The sequence below is a fragment of the Edwardsiella sp. EA181011 genome (genome assembly GCF_000800725.1).
Taxonomy (GTDB): Bacteria; Pseudomonadota; Gammaproteobacteria; order Enterobacterales; family Enterobacteriaceae; genus Edwardsiella; species Edwardsiella anguillarum.
Window position 1 is genome coordinate 3,794,965 of record NZ_CP011364.1, and the last position, 21,669, is coordinate 3,816,633.

The 21,669-nt window shown below is 61.7% G+C and carries 17 protein-coding genes and 1 pseudogene; 13 read left to right on the top strand and 5 right to left on the bottom strand.

The window, feature by feature from the left end; all coding sequences use genetic code 11:
• Positions 1 to 24: 24 nt before the first annotated feature.
• Entirely contained in the window at positions 25 to 894 is an 870-nt protein-coding gene (gene lgt / locus QY76_RS16800; RefSeq protein ID WP_034163192.1) for a prolipoprotein diacylglyceryl transferase, read from the bottom strand.
• A gap of 347 nt (positions 895 to 1,241) precedes the next feature.
• Entirely contained in the window at positions 1,242 to 1,568 is a 327-nt protein-coding gene (locus QY76_RS16805; protein ID WP_034163277.1) for a DUF3561 family protein, read from the bottom strand.
• A 443-nt stretch (positions 1,569 to 2,011) separates the two neighbouring features.
• Here QY76_RS16805 and QY76_RS16810 point away from each other — a divergent pair, with 443 nt between their 5' ends.
• The 3 genes from QY76_RS16810 to QY76_RS16820 all read left to right on the top strand — a co-directional run bounded on the left by QY76_RS16810 (position 2,012) and on the right by QY76_RS16820 (position 5,795).
• Positions 2,012 to 3,028 carry an aminopeptidase gene (locus QY76_RS16810; RefSeq protein ID WP_034163191.1) on the top strand — a complete coding sequence of 339 codons (1,017 nt, stop codon included), beginning with the start codon at positions 2,012 to 2,014 and terminating at the stop codon, positions 3,026 to 3,028.
• 256 nt (positions 3,029 to 3,284) lie between these two features.
• A complete protein-coding gene (locus QY76_RS16815) occupies positions 3,285 to 4,064 on the top strand; it encodes a DUF2076 domain-containing protein (protein WP_045425113.1) in 780 nt (259 codons plus the stop codon).
• A gap of 603 nt (positions 4,065 to 4,667) precedes the next feature.
• On the top strand, positions 4,668 to 5,795 hold the full coding sequence (locus tag QY76_RS16820) for a porin (protein ID WP_034172522.1): 1,128 nt from the start codon (positions 4,668 to 4,670) through the stop codon (positions 5,793 to 5,795).
• 67 nt (positions 5,796 to 5,862) lie between these two features.
• Here QY76_RS16820 and mrcB read toward each other — a convergent pair whose 3' ends face one another.
• Positions 5,863 to 8,349, bottom strand: a complete 2,487-nt coding sequence (gene mrcB, locus QY76_RS16825; RefSeq protein WP_045425115.1) for a bifunctional glycosyl transferase/transpeptidase — start codon at positions 8,347 to 8,349, stop codon at positions 5,863 to 5,865.
• 86 nt (positions 8,350 to 8,435) lie between these two features.
• The gene (gene hrpB / locus QY76_RS16830) at positions 8,436 to 10,919 is read right to left on the bottom strand and encodes an ATP-dependent helicase HrpB (protein ID WP_235439430.1); all 2,484 of its coding nucleotides are present in this window, start codon (positions 10,917 to 10,919) and stop codon (positions 8,436 to 8,438) included.
• 70 nt (positions 10,920 to 10,989) lie between these two features.
• Between hrpB and thpR the strand changes: the two genes are divergently transcribed.
• The 10 genes and pseudogenes from thpR (at position 10,990) to QY76_RS16880 (ending at position 20,055) form a co-directional block, all read left to right on the top strand.
• Positions 10,990 to 11,520 (top strand): RNA 2',3'-cyclic phosphodiesterase, encoded by a 531-nt coding sequence (thpR, locus tag QY76_RS16835; RefSeq protein WP_045425117.1) that lies wholly within the window; start codon positions 10,990 to 10,992, stop codon positions 11,518 to 11,520.
• Between the two features lie 17 nt (positions 11,521 to 11,537).
• Positions 11,538 to 12,242: a DNA/RNA nuclease SfsA gene (gene sfsA / locus QY76_RS16840; protein ID WP_045425118.1), complete on the top strand. Its 705-nt coding sequence runs from the start codon at positions 11,538 to 11,540 to the stop codon at positions 12,240 to 12,242.
• A 195-nt stretch (positions 12,243 to 12,437) separates the two neighbouring features.
• Positions 12,438 to 12,893 (top strand): RNA polymerase-binding protein DksA, encoded by a 456-nt coding sequence (gene dksA / locus QY76_RS16845; RefSeq protein ID WP_012847562.1) that lies wholly within the window; start codon positions 12,438 to 12,440, stop codon positions 12,891 to 12,893.
• A gap of 128 nt (positions 12,894 to 13,021) precedes the next feature.
• On the top strand, positions 13,022 to 13,948 hold the full coding sequence (gene gluQRS, locus QY76_RS16850; protein ID WP_034163184.1) for a tRNA glutamyl-Q(34) synthetase GluQRS: 927 nt from the start codon (positions 13,022 to 13,024) through the stop codon (positions 13,946 to 13,948).
• A 118-nt stretch (positions 13,949 to 14,066) separates the two neighbouring features.
• Positions 14,067 to 15,469, top strand: a pseudogene (gene pcnB, locus QY76_RS16855) (polynucleotide adenylyltransferase PcnB).
• Positions 15,466 to 15,969 (top strand): 2-amino-4-hydroxy-6-hydroxymethyldihydropteridine diphosphokinase, encoded by a 504-nt coding sequence (gene folK / locus QY76_RS16860; protein ID WP_034163183.1) that lies wholly within the window; start codon positions 15,466 to 15,468, stop codon positions 15,967 to 15,969. The pseudogene pcnB and the gene folK overlap by 4 nt, the downstream one beginning before the upstream one ends.
• A 183-nt stretch (positions 15,970 to 16,152) precedes the next feature.
• Positions 16,153 to 16,947: a 3-methyl-2-oxobutanoate hydroxymethyltransferase gene (gene panB / locus QY76_RS16865; RefSeq protein ID WP_034163182.1), complete on the top strand. Its 795-nt coding sequence runs from the start codon at positions 16,153 to 16,155 to the stop codon at positions 16,945 to 16,947.
• Between the two features lie 59 nt (positions 16,948 to 17,006).
• On the top strand, positions 17,007 to 17,867 hold the full coding sequence (gene panC, locus QY76_RS16870) for a pantoate--beta-alanine ligase (protein ID WP_045425119.1): 861 nt from the start codon (positions 17,007 to 17,009) through the stop codon (positions 17,865 to 17,867).
• Positions 17,868 to 18,000: 133 nt separating this feature from the next.
• On the top strand, positions 18,001 to 18,381 hold the full coding sequence (panD, locus tag QY76_RS16875; RefSeq protein ID WP_034163180.1) for an aspartate 1-decarboxylase: 381 nt from the start codon (positions 18,001 to 18,003) through the stop codon (positions 18,379 to 18,381).
• Between the two features lie 447 nt (positions 18,382 to 18,828).
• Positions 18,829 to 20,055: a glycosyltransferase family 39 protein gene (locus tag QY76_RS16880; RefSeq protein WP_235439431.1), complete on the top strand. Its 1,227-nt coding sequence runs from the start codon at positions 18,829 to 18,831 to the stop codon at positions 20,053 to 20,055.
• On the opposite strand, the gene QY76_RS16885 is transcribed toward QY76_RS16880, so the two are convergent.
• Positions 20,017 to 21,333: a polysaccharide deacetylase family protein gene (locus QY76_RS16885; RefSeq protein WP_034163179.1), complete on the bottom strand. Its 1,317-nt coding sequence runs from the start codon at positions 21,331 to 21,333 to the stop codon at positions 20,017 to 20,019. The two genes, QY76_RS16880 and QY76_RS16885, sit on opposite strands and share 39 nt — an antisense overlap.
• Positions 21,334 to 21,669 lie beyond the last annotated feature (336 nt).

Consider the following 21,669-nt stretch of genomic DNA (forward strand, 5'->3'; position numbering starts at 1 on the left):
CCTCAAACTCTCTACGTAAAAAAATCAGGACGCCTGCGCGCGCGGCGAATGACGATAGGCCCACACCATCATGATAACGCCGACCACGATCATCGGTATGGAGAGGATCTGCCCCATGCTGATCACCCCGTCAAACAGGCCAAGCTGCGCATCGGGCTGACGGAAAAACTCACAGATAATACGGAAGGCGCCGTAGCCCACCAGGAACAGTCCGGAGACGCTGCCCATCGGACGCGGCCTGCGAATAAATAGGTTCAGGATAATAAACAGCACGACCCCCTCCAGCAACAGTTCATACAGCTGAGACGGGTGACGCGGCAGCAGGCCAAAGTGGTTATACACCGCCTGCCACTGCGGGTGGGTCGCTGCCAGCTGCATATCCTCACTGCTGGAGCCTGGGAACAGCATCGCCCAGGGCGTATCCAGCGTCACGCGGCCCCACAGCTCGCCGTTAATAAAGTTGCCCAGACGCCCGGCGCCCAGACCAAACGGCACCAGCGGCGCAATAAAGTCAGACACCTGGAAGAAGGTGCGCTTGGTGCGACGGGCAAACCACAGCATCGCCAGGATCACCCCGATCAGACCGCCGTGGAAAGACATGCCGCCATCCCAGACCTTAAACAGATATAGGGGGTTATCGATAAACAACGGCAGGTTATAGAACAGGACATAGCCGATGCGCCCGCCGAGGAATACCCCGAGGAAGCAGGCGTACAGCAGGTTTTCGACTTCGTCTTTGGTCCAGCCGCTGCCCGGCCGGTTGGCCCGGCGCACCGCCAGCCACATGGCAAAGACAAAGCCCACCAGATACATCAAGCCATACCAGTGCAGCGCTACCGGACCGATGGAGAAAATCACCGGGTCAAAACTGGGAAAATGCAGATAGTTCGTCATCTGTCACCACAATACTGTCTGAGAAACCGTATAAAATGCTCAAGTGGCGCATCATAACATAGGAAAGTGGAGGAACCGGGGTATGCGTAACGATAAAGTTATGTAAAAAAGCGTATCGCCCCACGGCGGATCGCAGCCGAAAAGATAGGCTTATCTCGCAGCATCAGGCGCCGGCGCCCTGCGTGTCCACCGCCGGCGAGGGGGGCACCCGGGTAATGGCCGTCATACACTCTGCCTTAATCGTTTCCTGATCGTCACGGAATATATCCATCCCAACGTATTTTCAGAAAACGGCGAGCGCGTGTGATAGCCGGCGAGGGCGCGAACGCTGGACAACGCCCCCCTGCTTACCAGCCGCTCAGCAGAGAAAAGGTTTGCCAGAACAGGGTGACCACCAGCAGGGCGCACAGCGGCACGCTGAACAGCAGACGGCCGGAGAGCAAACGGTGGATCAGAATCCCCACCAGCACCGATACCGGCAGCAGCGCCAGGAAGAAGGGCCAGGTATACAGCATAAACAGCAGCGTATTGGTGCCATAAACGACAAAGGGCAGCGCGAACGCCAGCCAATAGAAAACAAATCCCAACACACCGCCGCTGAAGGCGTAAGAGGGATCTTCGCGTTCGCCGGTGGTCAGTTCATCGGCCGGCCTGTTGGCGGCATTAATCAGCATACCCGAATCCTGCGGCAGCAAAGCGTTCACATACGCGGAAAGGCGATCGGCCTCACCGCTGCGCGCCGGGCAAAACAGGGCCGACAGGCGCAACACCGAATGCCAGAGCCGTACGGCCTCAGACTCACGCTGGCATATGCGCTGATAATACCGCCGAGGGCCAAAACGTCTAACATTTGCACGGCCAAATTTGTTACCAATTGTTCTCCCTCTCGAGGCGTCCGGCGGCGCTCTCCGCCGCCTAAATTGCACCATACGGAGGCATGACGCCTAGGGGAGACGTTATATCCCCTTCTCATCGGCCTTACTCCCGCTATTTTTCCCCCTTTGTCCGCGCAAGAAATTGTTTAATCCCCTGCCACAGGCGATAATATTTGGCAGATGAATGCCCCTGCCGACGTGTGACGCGCCATCGACAGACCGATACAAAGGACGCCCGACTCATGCTTTCCCGCTGCAGATACTCTCTCTCCCTGGCCGCGCTCTGCCTGGGCTGCGCGCTCGTCGCGCCGGTCAGCGCCCAGACCCACCAGCCCATTGGAAAAATCGCCGATCAGGAAGTGCGCCATATCGCCACCTATTTCCCCGGCCGCATGGCGGGCAGCCCCGCCGAGCTGATGATGGCCGACTATGTCAACCAGCGCTTCCGTCAGATGGGTTATGACAGCAACCTGCGCGACTTTAAGACCCGCTATCTGTACCGCGACAGCAACGGTAAAAACAGCTGGCACAACGTTACAGCCACCTCGGTGATCGCCGCAAAAGCGGGCCACGGCGCTCAGCAGATCCTGATCGTCGCCCATCTGGATACCTTTACTCCGCAGAGCGATGACGACGTTAACCATAACTTGGGCGGGCTGACGCTCCAGGGGGTCGATGATAACGCCTCCGGCGTCGGCGTCATGCTGGAGCTGGCCGAGCGCCTGCGGCCGATAAAAACCCAGGTCGGCATTCGCTTTCTGGCGCTGAGTGCGCAGGAGCTCGGCGGCAAGGGGATCGAAAACTACCTTAGCCGTATGACACAGGAGGAGAAGAAAAATACCCTGCTGGTGATCGGCATAGACTCCCTGATCAGCGGCGACAGGCTGCTCGCCACCAGCAACGCTCAGGCGCTGGCCGAGCGCAGCCGCGATCGCCTGCTACAGCTAGCCAAACGCGACGGTATCCGCATCGCACGCGGCGACAGCGCGGCGCTGGGTCAGTCCACGCCCCAGAACGAGGGGATGGCGCTGTTTTCTCAGGCCGGGCTTCCACTGCTGCTGCTCTCTGCCGCGGATAGCCAAGATCCGACGCGCCAGACGCGCCACGGCGGCAACCTGTTTGCACAGGGCACCAGCTGGCATCAGCCCCAGTACGACAATATGAAATATTTGGATCGGCACCTGCCGGGACGGATCCGAGCCCGCACCCGCGAGGGGGTCAGGATCCTGCTGCCGCTGCTGGAGCAGCTGACCCGCTGATCCCACCGCCGCTGTATACGCTGCGGGCTTCCTAATGTAGAGAAATATCAGGCAATGTGGCTTTAGGTAAAGGGGGATTGCGTTGCTGTATCTGGGCATTACATTACTCAGAGAGCCGGCGGCCGTTCGCCCCTGAGCACGGTGCGCTGCAATCCCGTCCCGGATCCGACGGGACGGGATTGTACGGGCCATTTCCATTTTACCGGTCACCAACGTTATCGACCCCGCTGCGGCGGGCGCTGTGTTGAGGCAGATTATGCAAACTGAAGAACAACGTATCATTGAAGGTCTTTTTTCCCGTCTGCAGCAGGCTGAGGCCGGCAGCGGTCCCCGCGACGCCGACGCACAGCGGCTGATCCAGGCCTGTCTGACCAAACAGCCGGCCGCCCCGTATTACATGGCGCAGGCCATGCTGATCCAGGAGGCCGCGCTCAAGCGACTCAATCAGCAGGTTGAACAGCTGCAGCAGCAGATCAGTCAGCTCCAGAGCCAGCCGCGTAGCAGCGGTGGCTTCCTCGCCGGCCTGTTCGGCGGCGGCAGCCAGAGCGGCGATGCCCCGGCATCCGCTGCGCCGACAGCTACCCGTACGCCGCTGGGTAGCCAACCGATCCCTGGCGCTGCCAACTATGCTCAACCGGGCTATGGTCAGCCGGCGCCCAGCTATGGCCAGCAGCCGACGGCAGCCCCCTCCCGTGCAGGCAGCTTCCTGGGCGGTGCGCTGCAGACCGCGGCCGGCGTCGCCGGGGGGATGGTGATGGCCAATATGCTGACCGGACTGTTCCACCAGAGCCGTCCAGAAGAGATCGTCAATATCATTGAGGACACCCCCGAGCCGGAGGCCACCAACAGCGACGTCGATCGGGGCAATGAGACCCTGGGCAATGACGCTCAGAACACCGATGCTCAGGACAACGGCCAGAACGATGCCGACTGGCGTCAGGATAATAGCGGCGGTTTTGGCCAGGATAGCGGCTTTTCCGATCCTCAGGACGACGGCTTCTTTGGCGGCGACGACGACGACTCCTCCTTTTTCTAACGCATCGCTCACGCCGGGAAGATCCCTCCCCGCTTCCCGGTGTGCGCCTGCACGCCAAATGTAACAAAATGTAACTCTAAGTATATTCACCAGATTTTTATTCATCGACACGGATAAAATATAAACCCTACATTTAAATACTATTCAATATTTATTGCGAAATAACCCAGCAAAATAAAATATAACACCAGCAAGATATCCACGATTTTTAGTGAAGCAATAAGCACAATAATATATATCCAATTATTCAAAGTTTATTTTTATATTTAAACATTCGCAGTATCAATCCTCTCTGAAATCAGATTCGCCCAAAAATAATCACTCCCCCACTTTAGCCCCATCATCCAAGAGGCATCCCCGCCGCCGGGGATGTACGCTCTCACCAGCACCACCACAAAACAATCAATAAAATAAATCCATTTGCATATAAATTAACAAAATAAATAGATTACCCATGAGCTACATACATATGAATTACATTATGCAATAAGATTAAAATGAGTCATCGTGCCATTTTTGGTGTCAAGCGATTATCCTGCCCTTGGTTATAACACCATTATTAGCCATCCATTTAAAATAATTATTACTCATCAAGGATAAGATATGAAATATAAATACCTTGCAGTGGTTATTCCGGCATTAGTGGCGGCGGGCGTAGCGCATGGGGCTGAGGTTTATAATAAAAATGGCAATAAGGTCGATATCTATGGCCGTCTCGCCGGAGAGTTCTACTCCGGTGACGGCGCTGGAGATGACAGCTATGCGCGTATCGGCTTTAAGGGGGAAACCCAGGTTAACTCGATGCTGACAGGCTATGCCCGCTGGGAGTTCCAGGCGAAAGCCAGCCGCAACGAAAGTGCGCCAGAAAGCTATACCCGTCTGGGCTTCGTGGGACTGAATATCGCCCAGTTCGGCTCGCTGGACTATGGCCGTAATAACGGCGTGCTTAAAGGTGTGGAAGACTTTACCGACGTATTCCCGGTCTACGGCGGCGACTCCTATACCAAGACCGATAACTACATGACCGGTCGCGCCAATAACCTGCTCACCTACCGCAACCGCGACTTCTTCGGCCAGATCGAGGGGCTGAATATCACCCTGCAGTACCAGGGCAAGAACGAGGGGACGATTAAAGATAGCGATATTCAGAGCGGCACCGGCAACCGCGGCGACGCCTCTGCGCGGCGTGACAACGGCGACGGCGCCGGGATCGCCGCCACCTATGAGCTGCCTTTCGGCATCGCTCTAGCAGCGGCCTATAGCAGCTCCGATCGCACCACCGCCCAGTCATCGGGAACGCAGGGCAGCGCAAGGGGCGAGCACGCCGAGGCCTGGACCTTCGCCGCCAAATACGATGCCAATAATATCTACCTGGCAGCCATGTACGCGGAAACCCGCAATATGACCCCCTTCAACAAAAATAACCTGATCGCGAAGAAGACCCAGAACTTCGAGGCGGTGGCCCAATACCAGTTCGACTTCGGCCTGCGTCCCTCTCTGGGCTATGTGCTGTCGCGCGGCCTCAACCTTAATAGCGACAACGCGGCGCAGAAAAACGCGTCTGGCAGCCTGGTCAACTACATCAGCGTCGGCACCGAGTTTGCGCTGAACAAAAACATGGTGACCTACATTGAATATAAGATGAATCTGCTGAAAGATAACGAGTTCAGCAGCTATAACAACATTGATACCGATAACCAGCTGGGCGTCGGCATTCAATATAATTTCTAATCTCGCCCATTATAAACAAGGCCTCCCGAGGGAGGCCTTGTGCTCTTATGCGCTTGTGCTATCCGGCTCAGTTGCGGCCGAACATATCCTTGATCCAACTGGCAACACCGTCGCTGCTCTGCCCCTGGCCAGCGGCAGCCGGCGGCGGCGCACTGCACAGCGACTGCGGATCGTCGGTCCAGACCGGCAGGGTACGCCCGCTGCCGCACTGGAAATTACCGGCGTCATCGACCCCTACCATGCTGATCCCCTGCGGCGGCACCAGATCCAGCGCCAGCGGCGTCTGATTCTCCAGATAACGGCGGTACAGGGTCAGGGCACCGCTGGCCCCGGTCAACTTGGAGGGGCCGTTATTATCGCGCCCAACCCAGGTGATCGCGACCTCCTTCCCGTCGATACCGGCAAACCAGCTGTCGCGCAGATCGTTCGTGGTACCGGTCTTAGCCGCCAGATGGTAGCGGCCAAATTTACCCGACAGCGACCGCGAGGTTCCGCTCACCACCCCCTGCTGCATGGCATACAGCGTCAGGTAGGCCGCCTGCGGGGCCACCACGCTCTGCGCCTGGGGCAGGCTCTGATACAGGACAGTGCCGTCCTCGGCGATCACCGAACGCAGCGCCGACAGGGTCGCCCGATTACCACCGGCGGCGATGGTCTGATAGGCCTGGGCCACCTCCATCGGTGTCAGGTTGATCGCGCCCAGCAGCATGGCGGGAACTGGATCAATGACGCTCTTCGGGACGCCCAGCTGTTGCCAGGTCGCACTGATCCTGTCCAGCCCCAGCGCCATGCCCAAATTCACCGTCGGTACGTTGAGCGACTGCGCCAGCGCGGTCATCAGCATCACCTGTCCACGGTACTGACGATCGTAGTTTTTCGGCTCCCAGTAGGTGCCGTTGGAGAGCTTGATCGACACCGGCTGATCCGTCAGCGGGGTATTTAGGCGATAGCTAGCCGGCTCGCTCAGCGCCGTCAGATAGGTCGGCGGCTTGGCCAGCGAGCCGATCAGACGACGGGCGTCCATCGCGCGGTTAAAGCCGGCAAACTGGGTCTGCGCACCGCCCACCATCGCACGCACTTCGCCGCTGAAGCGATCGACCACCACCATGGCCGCCTCCAGATCGTCTAAGTGGCGCGCCGCGCGCAGCGCCGGAATACCGGCCTCGACGGCTTTCTCCGCCGCGTCCTGCGAGACAGGATCGAGGGTGGTAAAGATTTTCACCCCAGAGAGGTCCTGTACCTTATCGCCCAGCTTAGCCTGCAGCTCCTGGCGCACCAGCTGCATAAACGCAGGCTGCGGCGAGATGACGCCCCCCTTGGGCTGTACCCCGAGCGGGCGGGCGCTGAGCATGTTGTACAGATCCTGATCGATGATCTTCTGCTCCAGCAACAGATGCAGCACCACATTGCGCCGCTCCAGCGCCAGCTTGGGATTACGCCACGGGTTATACAGCGATGCTCCCTTGACCATGCCCACCAGCAGCGCCTGCTGATCCAGGCTCAGCTCTTCTACCGGACGGCCAAAGTAATACAGGCTGGCCAGCGGGAAACCGCGGATCTGATCGTTGCCGCTCTGTCCCAGGTACACCTCGTTGAGGTACAGCTCCAGAATGCGATCCTTGCTGTAGCGGTAGTCAAGGATCAGCGCCATATAGGCTTCGTTAAGCTTGCGCCATAGGGAGCGCTCGTTGCTCAGGAACAGGTTTTTCACCAGCTGCTGAGTCAGGGTGCTTCCCCCCTGCACCGTACGCCCGGCCGTCAGGTTGGCCAGCAGCGCACGGCCAATGGAGTAGAAGCTGATGCCGTCGTGCTGATAGAAGTGGCGATCCTCCGTCGCCATCAGGGTATCCACCAGCAGCGTCGGGAAGCCGCTGCGCGGCACAAACAGACGCTGCTCGCCGTTGGGCGACTGCAGCATCGTGATCAGCCGGGGATCGAGACGGAAAAAGCCAAACTGGCGCTTATTCTCCAGATTAACAATCTCGTTCAGGCCATCCGCATCAAACACCAGGCGAGCGTGGATCTGCCCCTCTTTTCCATCAGGAAAATCAAAGGGGCGGCGCAGCATATCGATACTGCTGCCCGAGACGGTAAACTCGCCGGGACGGGTGATACGACTCACCTCGCGGTACTGCATGCCCTCCAGCAGATTGACCATCTCTTTCTTGCTGTAGTTCATCCCCGGCTCAAGGCTGACCATCCGACCATACACGGCGGCCGGCAGCTGCCAGACCTTACCGTCGATACGACTGCGGATCTGCTGATCGAGATAGACCCCATAGGCGCCAATGACGACCAGCGCGACCAGCGCCAGACGAAACAGCAGCCACAGCACGCGGCGCCGACGGGAACGTTTTACCTGTTTGCGCGCCACATCACCCTCATCATCGTCATCATCATATCCACCATCATCACTCTCCCCACGCGCCTGGTCATCCTCGTCGTAGTCATCCTCGTCGTAACGACGGCGACGGCGCGCAGGCTCTCCGCGTGGCGGCTGCGCCGCCCGTTTTTTACCTTTACGCCCGATTGGCTGGCGATCGTCCCCAGACATATCCTGTTTCTCCGGCTGTAATACGGCCTAAGCCGCCTAATATGCGCCTGTGTCCCCCGCAAATAACAGGGGGAACGCTCTGAAAATTAATATCGCTTGGTGCGCCGGGTCGGCTGCGCGTTGGCCGGATCGTCCGGCCAGACGTGCTTGGGATAGCGCCCCTTCATCTCTTTCTGTACTTCACGATAGGCGCCCTGCCAGAATCCCGCCAGATCGCGGGTGATCTGCAGCGGCCGCTGCGCCGGAGACAACAGCTCCAGCACCAGCGCGACGCGCCCCTGCGCGATACGCGGACTCTCCCGCTCACCGAACATCTCCTGCAGACGCACCGCCAGCGTCGGCGGCTTATCGCTAAAATAGCGAATCGCTAGACGCGATCCGGTCGGCACAGTGTAATGAGTCGGCAGCTCACTATCCAGCCGCTGACGCGTGTTCCAGTCGAGCAGTCGCAGCAGCGCCCCGGCCAGATCGATCTGACGCAGCCCCCGCAGATCGCGGACGCCGTACAGCGCGGGCAGCAGCCACTGCTCCAGCGATGCCAGCAAGCTCTCATCATCCACCGCCGGCCAGGCATGCTCGGGCAGCCAGCGCTGGGCACAGATCAAACGCAGGCGCAGCTGCGTCGCCGCCTCGTCCCACCCCAGCGCGGCCACTCCCTGCGTACGCACCCATTCCAACAGCGCCTGCGCCAGCGTCGCCTCATCGGGACGGGCCAGCGGCTGCGCACGCAGCACCAGGCGCCCCAACTGGACGCGGCGCCAGGCGCGCAGGGTTCCTTTGGCCTCATCCCACTCAACGCCGGTGCCTTCGCTGACCAGGTGCGGCAGCTGGGCCGCCAGCGATGCCAGATCGCAGGGCAGCGCCAGCAGAATCCGCGGCTCGCCGCCGGAGGCCCCCTGCAGCAGCGAGGCGGCGATCAGCCCCGCCATCCGCCCCAACGCATCGTCCGCCTCCAGCGCCGCACCCAGTCCGTTGGCCAGAAGATAGCGCCCATCCTGCCCGCGCGCGGCGGCGATCCGGTCGGGATAGGCATGCGCCAGCCACAGCGGCGCCTGCGCCAGATCGGCCTCCGCCCGCCGCCCTCCCACACGCTTAACCAGCTGCGCCGCCCGCTGACGCCAGTGTGACTGAGGATGGTAGAGCGCCTGGCGCATATCGGCGCTCCCCTGACGCGGCGGCTCCTCGACAATCGCCGCCAGCAGGGCGGCACAGGCCAACGCGGCATCGCCGGCGTCGCGGGCGGCGCACAGCATCGCCGCCAGGCGCGGATCGCTGCCCGTGCGGGCCATCTCCCGCCCCAGCGCACTCAGTCCCCCCTGCGGATCCAGCGCATCCAGCTGCTGCAACAGGCGCTGTGCCGCGCCCAGCGCCGCGGCCGGCGGCGCGTCAAGCCACGTCAGCTGCTGCGCATCCCGACAGCCCCAACTGAGCAAATCCAGCCACAGCGCGCTCAGATCGCTGCGCAGGATTTCGGCCTGGGCATAGTCGCTGGCCCGCTCGGCCTGCTCAGCCGATACCAGATGCCAGCAGATCCCCTCGCTCAGACGCCCGGCGCGCCCGGCGCGCTGGGTCATCGACGCCTGGCTCGCCCGCTGGGTCACCAGCCGCGTCAACCCGCTGCGCACGTCAAACTGGCTGACGCGCTCCAGCGCGCTGTCGACCACCAGACGAATGCCATCGATAGTGAGGCTGGTTTCCGCAATATTGGTCGCCAGCACCACTTTGCGCCGCCCCGCCGGCGCAGGCGCGATGGCCTGCTGCTGCTCGGCCAGCGACAGCGCCCCGTATAAGGGACAGATGTCGGTATCCTCGGCGACGCACTCCTCCAGCAGCGCCGCGCAGCGGCGGATCTCGCCCACCCCGGGTAAAAACAGCAGCAGCGAGCCGCTCTCCCGGTTCATCAGGCTCAGCACCGCGGCGGCCGCCGCCTGCTCAATGCGTTCATGGGGGGAAACGGGATGATAGTGACGCGCCACCGGATAGCTGCGCCCCGCAGAGACGATGGTCGGCGCATCCGGCAACAGCGTCCCCAGGCGGGCATCGTCGAGGGTCGCCGACATAATCAGCAGCCGCAGATCGTCGCGCAGCCCGGCCTGTACATCCAAAAGCAGCGCCAGCGCCAGATCCGCCTGCAGGCTACGCTCATGAAACTCATCGAGGATCACCAGCGCCACCCCTTCCAGCATCGGATCGCGCTGCAGCATGCGGGTCAAAACCCCCTCCGTCACGACCTCCAGACGGGTATTTTTACCGACCCGATGCTCTCCGCGCATCCGGTAGCCAACCGTCTCGCCCAGCGGCTCGCCCAACTGCTGCGCCAGCCGGTTGGCCACCGTCCGCGCAGCCAAACGCCGCGGCTCCAGCATCACGATACGCCCATTCAGGCAGGGAGACTGCAGCAGCTGCAGCGGCAGCCAGGTGGATTTTCCCGCCCCGGTCGGGGCGTTAAGCAGCACCCGGGAGGCAGACTGCAGGGCGGCAAGCAGATCGGGCAGCACCGCGGCCACGGGTAATAAGGACACTGTAGACTCCACTCTCTTTCGCGACGGGGTAAACGGCGCCGATGCCATTCGCCCCAGCGTATTAACAATTTCTGCCGCGCATTGTAGCATCGGGCGATGCGCTTAACGGGAAACCACCATGCAGCAACGCCTTTTTTTTGCCATTCCGCTACCGCCGCCGCTGCAGCAAACGCTGATCCAGTGGCGAGCCGAGCACTTCTCTTCCCAGGCGGGACGACCGATCGCCGCCGCCAACCTGCATCTGACGCTGGCTTTTCTTGGCGACGTCGGCAGCGCACAGCAGCAGCGTCTGCAGACGCTAGCCGGGCGTATCCATCAGGCGCCCTTTAGCCTGACGCTAGATGACGCCGGCCAGTGGCCACGCCCCGGCGTGGTCTGGCTGGGTATGCGACGGGCGCCGCGCGGGCTGATCCAGCTGGCAGATCTGCTCCGCTCACAGGCGGCGCGCAGCGGCTGCTACCAGAGCCCGCACCCCTTTCATCCCCATGTTACGCTGCTGCGCCACGCCTATCAGGCGATCGCGATCCCCGCGGCGACCTTTCGTTGGACGTTCGACGTCACCCATTTTTCCCTGTTCAGCTCGCAGCAGGCTCAGGGACGCACCCGCTATCAACCGCTGGCCAGCTGGCCCCTGCGGCGCGATGACTAACCCACAGGAGCCCCACCATGCAGTTCACCCCTCCCCTACAGAGCGCCATCCTGATCAAGCGCTATAAACGTTTTCTGGCCGACGTACGCCGTCCCGACGGCCAGATCATCACCCTGCACTGCGCCAATACCGGCGCGATGACCGGCTGCGCCACGCCGGGCGATACGGTGTGGTACTCCACCTCGGACAACCCTAAGCGCAAATATCCGTCAAGCTGGGAGCTCACCCATACCCAGGCCGGAGACTGGATCTGCGTCAATACCCTGCGCGCCAACGCGCTGGTGCATGAGGCGATTGCACAGCAGCGGATCGGCGAAGTATCCGGTTACACTAAAATACGCAGCGAAGTGCGCTATGGGGCAGAAAATAGCCGCATCGACTTGTTATTACAGGCAGAAGATCGCCCCGACTGCTATATTGAGGTGAAGTCAGTTACGCTGCTGCAGGCGGCGTGCGGATACTTCCCCGATGCGGTCACCGAGCGGGGGCAAAAGCATCTGCGCGAGCTGCAGCATCAGGTGCAAAGCGGTGTGCGGGCGGTGCTGTTTTTCGCCGTGCTGCACAGCGGGATTACGCATGTGCGGGCGGCCCGCCACATCGATCCCTGCTATGCGCAACTATTGGCCCAGGCGAGCGATCTCGGGGTGGAGATTCTCTGCTACGGCGCGCAGGTAGGCCCCGCCGGCATCCGGCTCACGCAGCCGCTGCCGGTGACGGTTTAGGCGCGCCGCGCGGCGGTAAATCGTCGGCAATATGCGGTGGGAAAGGATGAAACACGGCTAAATACGCCGCCCTTCACACCCTTGTCAAGCCGTAGACAGGAATAATTGCCAACCTCTACCGCATCTGTTATTTATAGCGGCCTGATTTTTTCCCCCATTTGGGGATCGCTAATGCGTGTTATTAGGAGAAGCAGCATGCAAGAAGGGCAAAACCGTAAACCGTCGTCCTTGAGCATTCTCGCCATTGCTGGGGTGGAGCCATATCAAGAAAAGCCGGGCGAGGAGTACATGAACGACGCCCAGCTGGCGCACTTTAAGCGAATTCTTGAGGCATGGCGTAACCAGCTCAGGGATGAAGTGGATCGTACCGTATCCCATATGCAGGAAGAGGCTGCCAACTTCCCGGATCCCGCCGACCGCGCGACCCAGGAAGAAGAGTTCAGCCTGGAGCTGCGTAACCGCGATCGCGAGCGCAAGCTGATCAAAAAAATCGAGAAAACGCTGCAGAAAATCGAAGATGATGACTTCGGTTTCTGCGAATCCTGCGGCGTTGAGATCGGTATCCGCCGTCTGGAAGCCCGCCCGACCGCCGATCTGTGCATCGATTGTAAGACCCTGGCCGAAATCCGCGAAAAGCAGATGGCAGGCTAAAGCCCTAACGGGGGGGGCCCGCATCTCCGGGCCCCGTTTCCTTGGTACGCTGCCGGCCAGCGGACACCGGCGGGCGGCGTGCGCCCCCACGATCCGGAGCGTTTCCGGCGTAAACGTCGCTGTTAATCATGTCATATTCCCTGCCCACTCCCCCGGAGTACGTCGGCCGCTTTGCGCCCTCCCCCTCCGGCGATCTGCACTTTGGTTCCCTGATTGCCGCCCTCGGCAGCTATCTGCGCGCGCGCGCCTGCGGCGGCCGCTGGCTGGTCCGGATTGAAGATATCGATCCGCCGCGCGAAGTCCCCGGCGCCGCCGACCGTATCCTGCGCGCCCTGGATCACTATGGCCTACGCTGGGATGGCCCGGTGCTATACCAGTCGCAGCGCCATGAGGCCTATCGCGCCATCCTGGATCAGCTGCACCGCCAGGGGCTGGCCTACTACTGCACCTGTACCCGCCAACGCATTCACGCGCTAGGAGGATTGTATGACGGGCACTGCCGCGATCTGGGGCAAGGGGCGTCCGGTGCGGCGCTGCGCCTGCGCCAGATCCAACCGGTATACGGCTTTCACGATCGCCTGCACGGCTGGCTCGACGCCGATGCGGCGCTGGCGCGCGAGGATTTTATCATCCACCGTAGAGATGGCCTGTTTGCCTATAATCTGGCGGTGGTGGCGGACGATCACTTCCAGGGGGTCAATGAAATCGTCCGCGGCGCCGATCTGATCGCGCCGACGGTGCGTCAGATAGCGCTGTATCGCCAGCTGGGGTGGCAGGCGCCGGCCTATCTACACCTGCCGCTGGCGCTCAACGACGACGGCAACAAGCTCTCCAAGCAGAATCATGCCCAGCCGATACCGCTCGGCGATCCGCGCCCGCTGCTGCTACAGGCGCTGACGTTTCTGGGGCAGACGCCCGACGCGGCGCTGCGCGATCTGAGCACGGAGGCGCTGTTAACCCAGGCGGTAGCCCACTGGCGACTGGAAAAAGTGCCGCTTCAGGTCACTCAGCCGACAACGATTCCGTCTGCACCATTCTCAAATTCCCCTGCGTGAGCTATGATTAGCCGCTTATTTTTCTGCACACCATGCCCCATCGGCCTCAGCGCGCCCACGTTGGCGCGATCGCCTGAGCGATGACGGAGCTATTTACCAGACACTATCGAGGTGTACCATTTTTACCCGAGTCGCCAACTTTTGCCGTAGAGTGCTAAATCGCGAGACGGACAGCGTACCGGAGCAGGAGTCCGCCCATCTGAGCGTAGTCCCGCGTGATCAGCATACAATCTCGCGCCAGCAAATCAGCGAAAATGCGCTGAAGGTTCTGTACCGTCTGAATAAATCAGGCTATGAAGCCTATCTGGTCGGCGGCGGCGTCCGCGATCTGCTGCTGGGCAAACGCCCGAAAGATTTCGACGTGACCACCAACGCCACGCCGGAGCAGGTGCGTAAGCTGTTCCGCAACTGCCGCCTGGTCGGGCGCCGTTTTCGTCTGGCGCACGTCATGTTCGGACCGGAGATCATTGAGGTTGCGACCTTCCGCGGCCACCACGAGCATGCCGATGAAGGCAAGAATATTGCCCAGCAGGGCAAAAATGGCATGCTGCTGCGCGACAACGTCTACGGCAATATTGAAGAAGACGCCCAGCGGCGTGACTTTACCATTAACAGCCTCTATTACAGCGTGGCCGACTTCAGCGTCCGTGACTATACCGGCGGCCTGAACGATCTGCGCGCCGGGCAAATTCGCCTGATCGGCGATCCCGAGACTCGCTACCGGGAGGATCCGGTGCGCATGCTGCGGGCGGTGCGTTTCGCCGCCAAGCTGCAGATGTCCATCAGCCCGGAGACGGCGGCGCCCATCGCCCATCTGGCATCGCTGCTGCGCGATATCCCCGCCGCACGCCTGTTTGAAGAGGCGCTGAAGCTGCTGCAGGCGGGCTATGGCTATGAAACCTATCAGAAGCTGCGCGAATACCATCTGTTCCAACCGCTGTTCCCGGTGATCTGCCGCCACTTTACCCCCAACGGCGATAGCCCGATGGAGAAGATTCTGGCGCAGGTGCTGAAGAACACCGATCACCGAATTCAGAACGATATGCGGGTCAACCCAGCGTTTCTGTTTGCCGCTATGCTGTGGTATCCGCTGATCGAGCTGGCGCAAAAGCTTACCCAAGAGGGGGGCTGACCTATCACGATGCGTTCGCCCTGGCGATGAACGATATCCTGGATGAGCAGTGCCGCTCTCTGGCGATTCCCAAGCGCATCACCGCCCTGATCCGCGATATCTGGACGCTGCAGCTGCGCCTGTCGCGCCGCCAGGGTAAGCGCGCCCACAAACTGCTGGAGCAGCCTAAGTTCCGCGCCGCTTACGATCTGCTGGCGCTGCGCGCCGAGGCCGAACACAGCGCCGAGCTGCAGCGTCTGGCGGACTGGTGGGGCACCTTCCAGACCGCCAGCGTCTCCCAGCAAAAGGCTATGGTCAACACCCTGGACGACGATGGCGACGGTAACGCCGCCCGCCGCCGTCGCAGACCGCGCCGCAGAACGCCGCGCCGCGAAGGCAGCGGTGCATGACTCCGGTCTACCTCGCGCTGGGCAGCAACTTAGCCGAACCGCACCGTCAGGTGCGGCAGGCCATTCATGCGCTGGCGGCGCTGCCGCAGTGCCGTCTGCTGGCCGCATCCTCCCTGTACCGCACCCGCCCCCTCGGGCCACAGGATCAGCCTGACTACGTCAACGCCGCCGTCGCGCTGGAGACAGCGCTATCGCCCGAGGCCCTGCTGGACTGCACGCAGCGCATTGAGCGTCTGCAGGGGCGGGAGCGCAAGGCCGAGCGCTGGGGGCCGCGTACGCTGGATGTGGATATCATGCTGTTTGGTGAGCAGGTTATCCATAGCCCGCGCCTGACGGTGCCCCACTACGACATGAAAAACCGCAGCTTTATGCTGGTGCCGCTGGCGGAGATCGCCCCCGATCTGCGCTTTCCCGACGGTGAGGCGCTACGCGATGTCATCGCCCGCCTGCACGATGCGGACACCCTGATCGCCCTGCCCGCGCAGGACCCGCCAGCCTGATCCAGACGGCCCGCGCCGCGGGCCGCCTTTCTCGCCGCAGCGCGCGCTGCACGCAACGCATTTGCTTGATCTTCCTCCACCGCAAACGATTTTCTTGCAGTAGAATACGCCACAGTGGTGCCCGCAGTGCACCGCCCAACCTTACCAGTCCGGCCCGCGGCCGGTCGACAATCGGAGACAGTGATGACGCCAACCACGCTATCACACCTGCGTAAACGTAAGCAGGAGAAGCACAAGTTCGCCACGATCACCGCATATGATGCCAGCTTCGCCCGGCTGTTTGCCGAGCAGGGGATCGACGTTATGCTGGTCGGAGACTCGCTGGGGATGACCCTGCAGGGCCACGAGACCACGCTGCCGGTAACCGTAGCGGATATCGCCTACCATACCCGCGCGGTGCGCGCCGGCGCGCCGGCGTGTCTGCTGATGGCCGATATGCCGTTTATGTCCTATGCCACACCGGAGCTGGCCTGTCGCCATGCCGCCGAGCTGATGCGCGCCGGGGCGAATCTGGTCAAGATGGAGGGCGGCGCCTGGCTGTGCGACAGCGTGCGTATGCTGACAGAGCGCGCGGTGCCGGTGTGCGGACATCTGGGGCTAATGCCGCAGTCCGTCAATATCCTCGGCGGCTACCGGGTGCAGGGGCGCGATCAGGATGCAGCGGATCAGCTGCTCTCCGACGCGCTGGCGCTAGAGGGCGCCGGTGCCCAGATGCTGGTGCTGGAGTGTGTGCCAGCCCTGGTTGCCAAGAAGATCACAGAGGCGCTGCGTATTCCGGTGATCGGCATCGGCGCCGGCAGAGATACCGACGGCCAGATCCTGGTCATGCACGATGCGCTGGGGATCAGCTGCGGGCGCATGCCGAGCTTTGTAAAAAATTTCCTCGCGGTCGAAGGCGATATCCGCGCGGCGGTGCGCCGCTATATCAGTGACGTCGAGCAGGGGCTGTTCCCCGCCGACGAGCATACCTTTAACTGATCCGAATTCTGGACGGCGGCCCAGGCGGGCCGCCCGACTTTTCTGCTGGAGAACGAGCTGTGCTGATTATTGAGACTGTCCCTCTGCTGCGCCGCGAAGTACGCCGCTGGCGCCAGGAAGGGAAACGTATTGCGCTGGTTCCGACCATGGGCAACCTGCATGAGGGGCATATGACCCTGGTCAACGAGGCCCGCGCCCGGGCCGACGTGGTGATCGTATCGGTGTTCGTCAACCCGATGCAGTTCGATCGCCCGGACGATCTGGCGCGCTACCCGCGCACCCTACAGGAGGACTGCGAAAAGCTGAACCGTCACGGGGTCGATCTGGTCTTTGCCCCGGCCGCCGAGGAGATCTATCCCCAGGGCGTATCGCAGCAGACCTACATCGACGTTCCCGCGCTCTCGACCATTCTTGAGGGGGCCAGCCGTCCGGGTCACTTCCGTGGCGTCGCCACCATCGTCAGCAAGCTGTTTAATCTGGTGCAGCCGGATCTGGCCTGCTTTGGTGAAAAGGATTATCAACAGCTGCAACTGATCCGCAAGCTGGTCGCGGACATGGGCTATGGCATTGAGATCGTCGGCGTCCCCATCGTCCGCGGCGAGGATGGGCTGGCGCTCAGCTCGCGCAATGGCTATCTCGATAGCGATGAGCGCCGCCTGGCGCCCCGTCTGTACAACATCATGATGCAGCTGGCCAGTCAGTTGGAGAACGGCGAGCGCGATCTGGAGGCCCTGCTGGAGCAGACCGCCGGTCGTCTGCGCCAGGCCGGCTTCCGCCCCGATGAGCTGTTTATCCGCGACGCCGACACGCTGGGCGACGTCAACGTCGATACCCGTACGGCGATCGTGCTGATGGCGGCCTGGCTTGGACAGGCCCGACTCATCGACAACGTGCGCATTGCCTTTAACGCCGACGCCTAGCGCCTGGCGGCTAGACAGCGGCGGCGAAATGCGCAACCATGACGTCAACCTCCGCAGTCACATGGTGGTTGACGTCATACTATTTTACCGGGCCGTACATCGGCTCCATTACGATGATTACAGGTATTACACTATGGTACGTACAATGCTGCAGGGTAAGCTGCACCGCGTGAAAGTCACCCAGTCCGACCTGAATTACGAAGGCTCCTGCGCAATCGATCAGGATTTCCTGGACGCGGCCGGTATCCTGCAATATGAGGCTATCGATATTTATAACGTCGACAACGGCCAGCGCTTCTCCACCTACGCCATCGCCGCCGAGCCCGGCTCTAAAATTATCTCAGTCAACGGCGCCGCCGCCCGCTGCGCCTGCGTCGGCGACACGCTGATCATCTGCAGCTATGTTCAGATGCCCGATGAGCAGGCCCGCACGCACCACCCCAAGGTGGCCTACTTCGAAGGCGCCAACCACATGAAGCGTCTGGCCAAATCCGTTCCGGTACAGGTCGCCTGATCTCGCTCCGCTGCGGCGCGCGTCCGCAGCGGTTCGTTTTTCGCTTTTCCCACCACTCTCGCCCATAATTAACGGGCCGCTTCCCAGCAAGCGCACCGTCCCGCGGCCCTACGGCGCCGCGAATAGCAACATCGGATATTCAGGGGGCGCCAGTCATGACAACACCCCGCTGGCCACGCGCCGCCCCTCCACCGTGGCTGATCCTGTGGCTATTCCTCTATGTCGCGCTCTGGACCCCCGTCGCTCTATGGCTGAGTCCCGCGCTCCCCTATGATGCCGTCGAAGCGGTAAATTGGGCACAAAGCGGCGAGTGGGGATCGCCGAAAAACCCGTGGCTCGTCGGGATGATGATGAAGCCACTGATCTATTTCTCCACGCTAGCGCCGGACGGCTACTGGTTACGCCATCCACTTTGCCGCTGTCGCCTCCGGCATGCTGGGCGTGTGGATGCTGGCACGCCGCCTCAGCGGGCGGGAAGATCTGGCCTGGCTGGCCCTGATGGCGCTCAATCTCTCCGGCATCATTAACGTCGACATCCTGCCCTATAACGATAACTATCTCTTGGTCGCCCTGTGGCCGTGGCTATTTTTCATCCTTGCCCGGGCGCTTGATAGCGACCCGCCCCGCTGGGTGTGGCCGCTCTTTGCCCTGGTTGCCGGTTTGGCCACGATGGCGAAATACTCTACGCTGGCACCGCTGGGCGCACTGTTCTGGCTAACCCTGCTCTGCGCCGATCGCCGACGGCTCTACCGTCAGCCCTATTTCTGGCTGGCCATTGCGCTCTATCTGCTGCTGATTATTCCCAACGTCTTGTGGCTGATCGCCCATGAATATTCCGCGTTATACTGGGTGTGCAGGCAGATACGGCCAGAGCTGAACCTGCGCGCCACCGTCGCGCTGCTGTCCGTATTTTACCCCTGTCTACTGCTTGCCCTTCTGGTATACCTGTGCGGCGGACGATTGCGCTGGCCCCCGTCGGGCCCCCTCCGAAGCCTGCTCCTGCTATTTCTACTCCCACTGGCGCTGATCTACCTGTGGCTCAGCCTGTATCGCGGCGAGCCGGTCATCGAGTGGCTCCAGCCTTTTGTGGTCCCGGCACTCCCCCTGCTCTGCGCGACCATCCACGATCTGCCGGCGCCGTCCCTGCGCCGTCTCACTCGCGGTTTACTGGCGCTGGCGCCGCTGGTTCTCCTGGGATATCTCCTGGTCTATCACCTCAACCTGCGGGACTGCCGAGCGCAGTGGGGCGGCGTCAAGACGTTCAGCGCACAGGCCCAGCAATTCTGGCACCAGCACAGCGCAGCACCGCTGCGCCTGGTGGGCGGCGGCTATCTGCATCAGTGGCTGATCCTCTACGGCGCCGATCGCCCCCGGACGATTCAGCCTTGGGTCGTGGATACGCCTCGGCCGCCCAACGTCTATACCCCGGGGCTGACCCTGGCGGAAATCCAGCGCAGCGGCGTACTGCTCGTCGGCGAGATCGGCATGAGCTGTACCCGGGAGGCCTTTACATCCGTATGGCAATACTGGCCGACGCTGCAGCCACAGATCTATCACCAGACAGCGTTTATTGCCCAGCCCGGCGCGGCGGCGCTCCCCGTGTGTCTGGCCATCATCGGCCCCGATGCCGCGGACTCAATCCAGCGGGATCAGCGCCTGCATGAGCGGCGGTAGGCGAATCGGCACCGGCGTATCGACCGGCGGCACATCCTGTGGCTGATTGGCGATCAGGCGCGCCATGGTCTGCACCGAGTCAGTGCGCAGGACATACAGCCGCTTCAGGGTGTAGGGATTATCGCCGCGCCGCACCTTGCCGCGTACCGTGGTCACCGCCATGTGGTAACCGGCCCGGTGCGCGGCCTCAATCGCCTGGCGGTTAAAGCCGCCAAAGGGGTAGGAAAGATACAGCACCCGCGGAGTAAACTGCGTCAGCGCCCGGCGCGAGCGCTCAAAATCAAACAGGATATTATGCTGACTACGGCGAAACAGGATCGGCCGTTTATCCGCGGAGAGACGGTGCAGAAAATGGGTATGGGACTGAACATCGAATACCGACTGAATCGTGTGCAGCTCCGCCAGACTCATAAACTGCAGGCCGTTGGGATTCCAGGGCTGCGGGTGGCGCTTAATCCGCGACGAAATAATAAATGCGGTCGCCCGCTGGCCGTTTTTCTTCAGGATCGGATAGGCATAGCGGTAGACCGACTTGAGCCCGTCGTCGAAGGTCAGCGCCACCGCGCGCGCCGGCAGATTTTCATTGCCGCGCAGATACCCCTCCAGCTGGTACAGCGAAATGGTCAGATAGCCCGCCTGGCGCAGATAGGCCATCTGCGCATCAAACGCCTGGACCGAGGTGGTGGTCGAGGTGTGGCGAAAGCGGTGGTTCTCCTCGTTTTTCAATATGTGGTGATAGGTGAGGATCGGAATGCCGTTGTCCAGCTCAACCCGATCGGCGCGTACATAGGCCAGCCGTCCGCCCAGGTTGATCACCAGCCAGCGCCAGCCCGCCGCGTCCGTCTCTCTGGCCAAGATAGGATAGCGTAGATTTCCCGTCAGACTCGCGACCGGCGCCGCCGTTCTCTCCGGGCGGTCATAGACCATGACCGGGTGCAGGGTCAGCAAATAGTCCGGGCTCTTTTTATGCAGCAGGGCGACGTCGCGGGCCGCCGGCAGCGGCGGCGTCGACGCCGCCAGACTATCGCTGGCAATAAATCCGCTGGCGTTGCCAAAGCGAAAGATGAAATAGCCGTTGTCAGCGGGCTGTACATTGAGCAGCAGCCCCCGCTTCAGGCGCCCCACGGGAATGATGCGATCGCCAACCGGAGAGTAAATCTCACTGTCGCGCAGCGTCACCATATAGCGCGCCGTGTCAGCGCCCGCCGCGGGCTGGCCCCGGGCTACAGAGAGCGTGGCCAGCAGCAGCAGGCCCGCCAATAATAAGTGCCTATACATGAAAGAATCAGCGCGGGGCATCCGTTGCCCGGTGGGTAATATCTTCAGCATAGCACGCGCGGCGACAGGCGACCAAAACGACAACGCCTTTTCAAATCAATATGCTGCTACCGCTCCCTCTGCGCTGGCGCAGCGGCGGATCTCATCGGCCTCGCGCGCGTACGGCCTGTTTCCCACGCGCATCTATTGAGGCGGATCGCTAGCGTCTGGGGTTGCGGCAAAATAACGCCACGGCGCCAAGTCCCCCGCGCGCCGGCATCCTCTCTGTCGCCGGCCGCACATGATCTTCGACCAGAGCCGCCGCGCTGCGGCTGCGGCAGCCCGACCATACTCACG

What these genes read in the sequence shown, in the direction of transcription:
- folK (WP_034163183.1), top strand. Translation starts at nt 15,466, where the DNA reads ATGACTCCGGTCTACCTCGCGCTGGGCAGCAACTTAGCCGAACCGCAC.
- panB (WP_034163182.1), top strand. Translation starts at nt 16,153, where the DNA reads ATGACGCCAACCACGCTATCACACCTGCGTAAACGTAAGCAGGAGAAG.
- QY76_RS16815 (WP_045425113.1), top strand. Translation starts at nt 3,285, where the DNA reads ATGCAAACTGAAGAACAACGTATCATTGAAGGTCTTTTTTCCCGTCTG.
- QY76_RS16810 (WP_034163191.1), top strand. Translation starts at nt 2,012, where the DNA reads ATGCTTTCCCGCTGCAGATACTCTCTCTCCCTGGCCGCGCTCTGCCTG.
- QY76_RS16885 (WP_034163179.1), bottom strand. Translation starts at nt 21,333, where the DNA reads ATGTATAGGCACTTATTATTGGCGGGCCTGCTGCTGCTGGCCACGCTC.
- thpR (WP_045425117.1), top strand. Translation starts at nt 10,990, where the DNA reads ATGCAGCAACGCCTTTTTTTTGCCATTCCGCTACCGCCGCCGCTGCAG.
- QY76_RS16880 (WP_235439431.1), top strand. Translation starts at nt 18,829, where the DNA reads ATGCTGGCACGCCGCCTCAGCGGGCGGGAAGATCTGGCCTGGCTGGCC.
- mrcB (WP_045425115.1), bottom strand. Translation starts at nt 8,349, where the DNA reads ATGTCTGGGGACGATCGCCAGCCAATCGGGCGTAAAGGTAAAAAACGG.
- hrpB (WP_235439430.1), bottom strand. Translation starts at nt 10,919, where the DNA reads ATGGCATCGGCGCCGTTTACCCCGTCGCGAAAGAGAGTGGAGTCTACA.
- QY76_RS16820 (WP_034172522.1), top strand. Translation starts at nt 4,668, where the DNA reads ATGAAATATAAATACCTTGCAGTGGTTATTCCGGCATTAGTGGCGGCG.
- sfsA (WP_045425118.1), top strand. Translation starts at nt 11,538, where the DNA reads ATGCAGTTCACCCCTCCCCTACAGAGCGCCATCCTGATCAAGCGCTAT.
- gluQRS (WP_034163184.1), top strand. Translation starts at nt 13,022, where the DNA reads ATGTCATATTCCCTGCCCACTCCCCCGGAGTACGTCGGCCGCTTTGCG.
- lgt (WP_034163192.1), bottom strand. Translation starts at nt 894, where the DNA reads ATGACGAACTATCTGCATTTTCCCAGTTTTGACCCGGTGATTTTCTCC.
- QY76_RS16805 (WP_034163277.1), bottom strand. Translation starts at nt 1,568, where the DNA reads ATGCTGATTAATGCCGCCAACAGGCCGGCCGATGAACTGACCACCGGC.
- dksA (WP_012847562.1), top strand. Translation starts at nt 12,438, where the DNA reads ATGCAAGAAGGGCAAAACCGTAAACCGTCGTCCTTGAGCATTCTCGCC.
- panD (WP_034163180.1), top strand. Translation starts at nt 18,001, where the DNA reads ATGGTACGTACAATGCTGCAGGGTAAGCTGCACCGCGTGAAAGTCACC.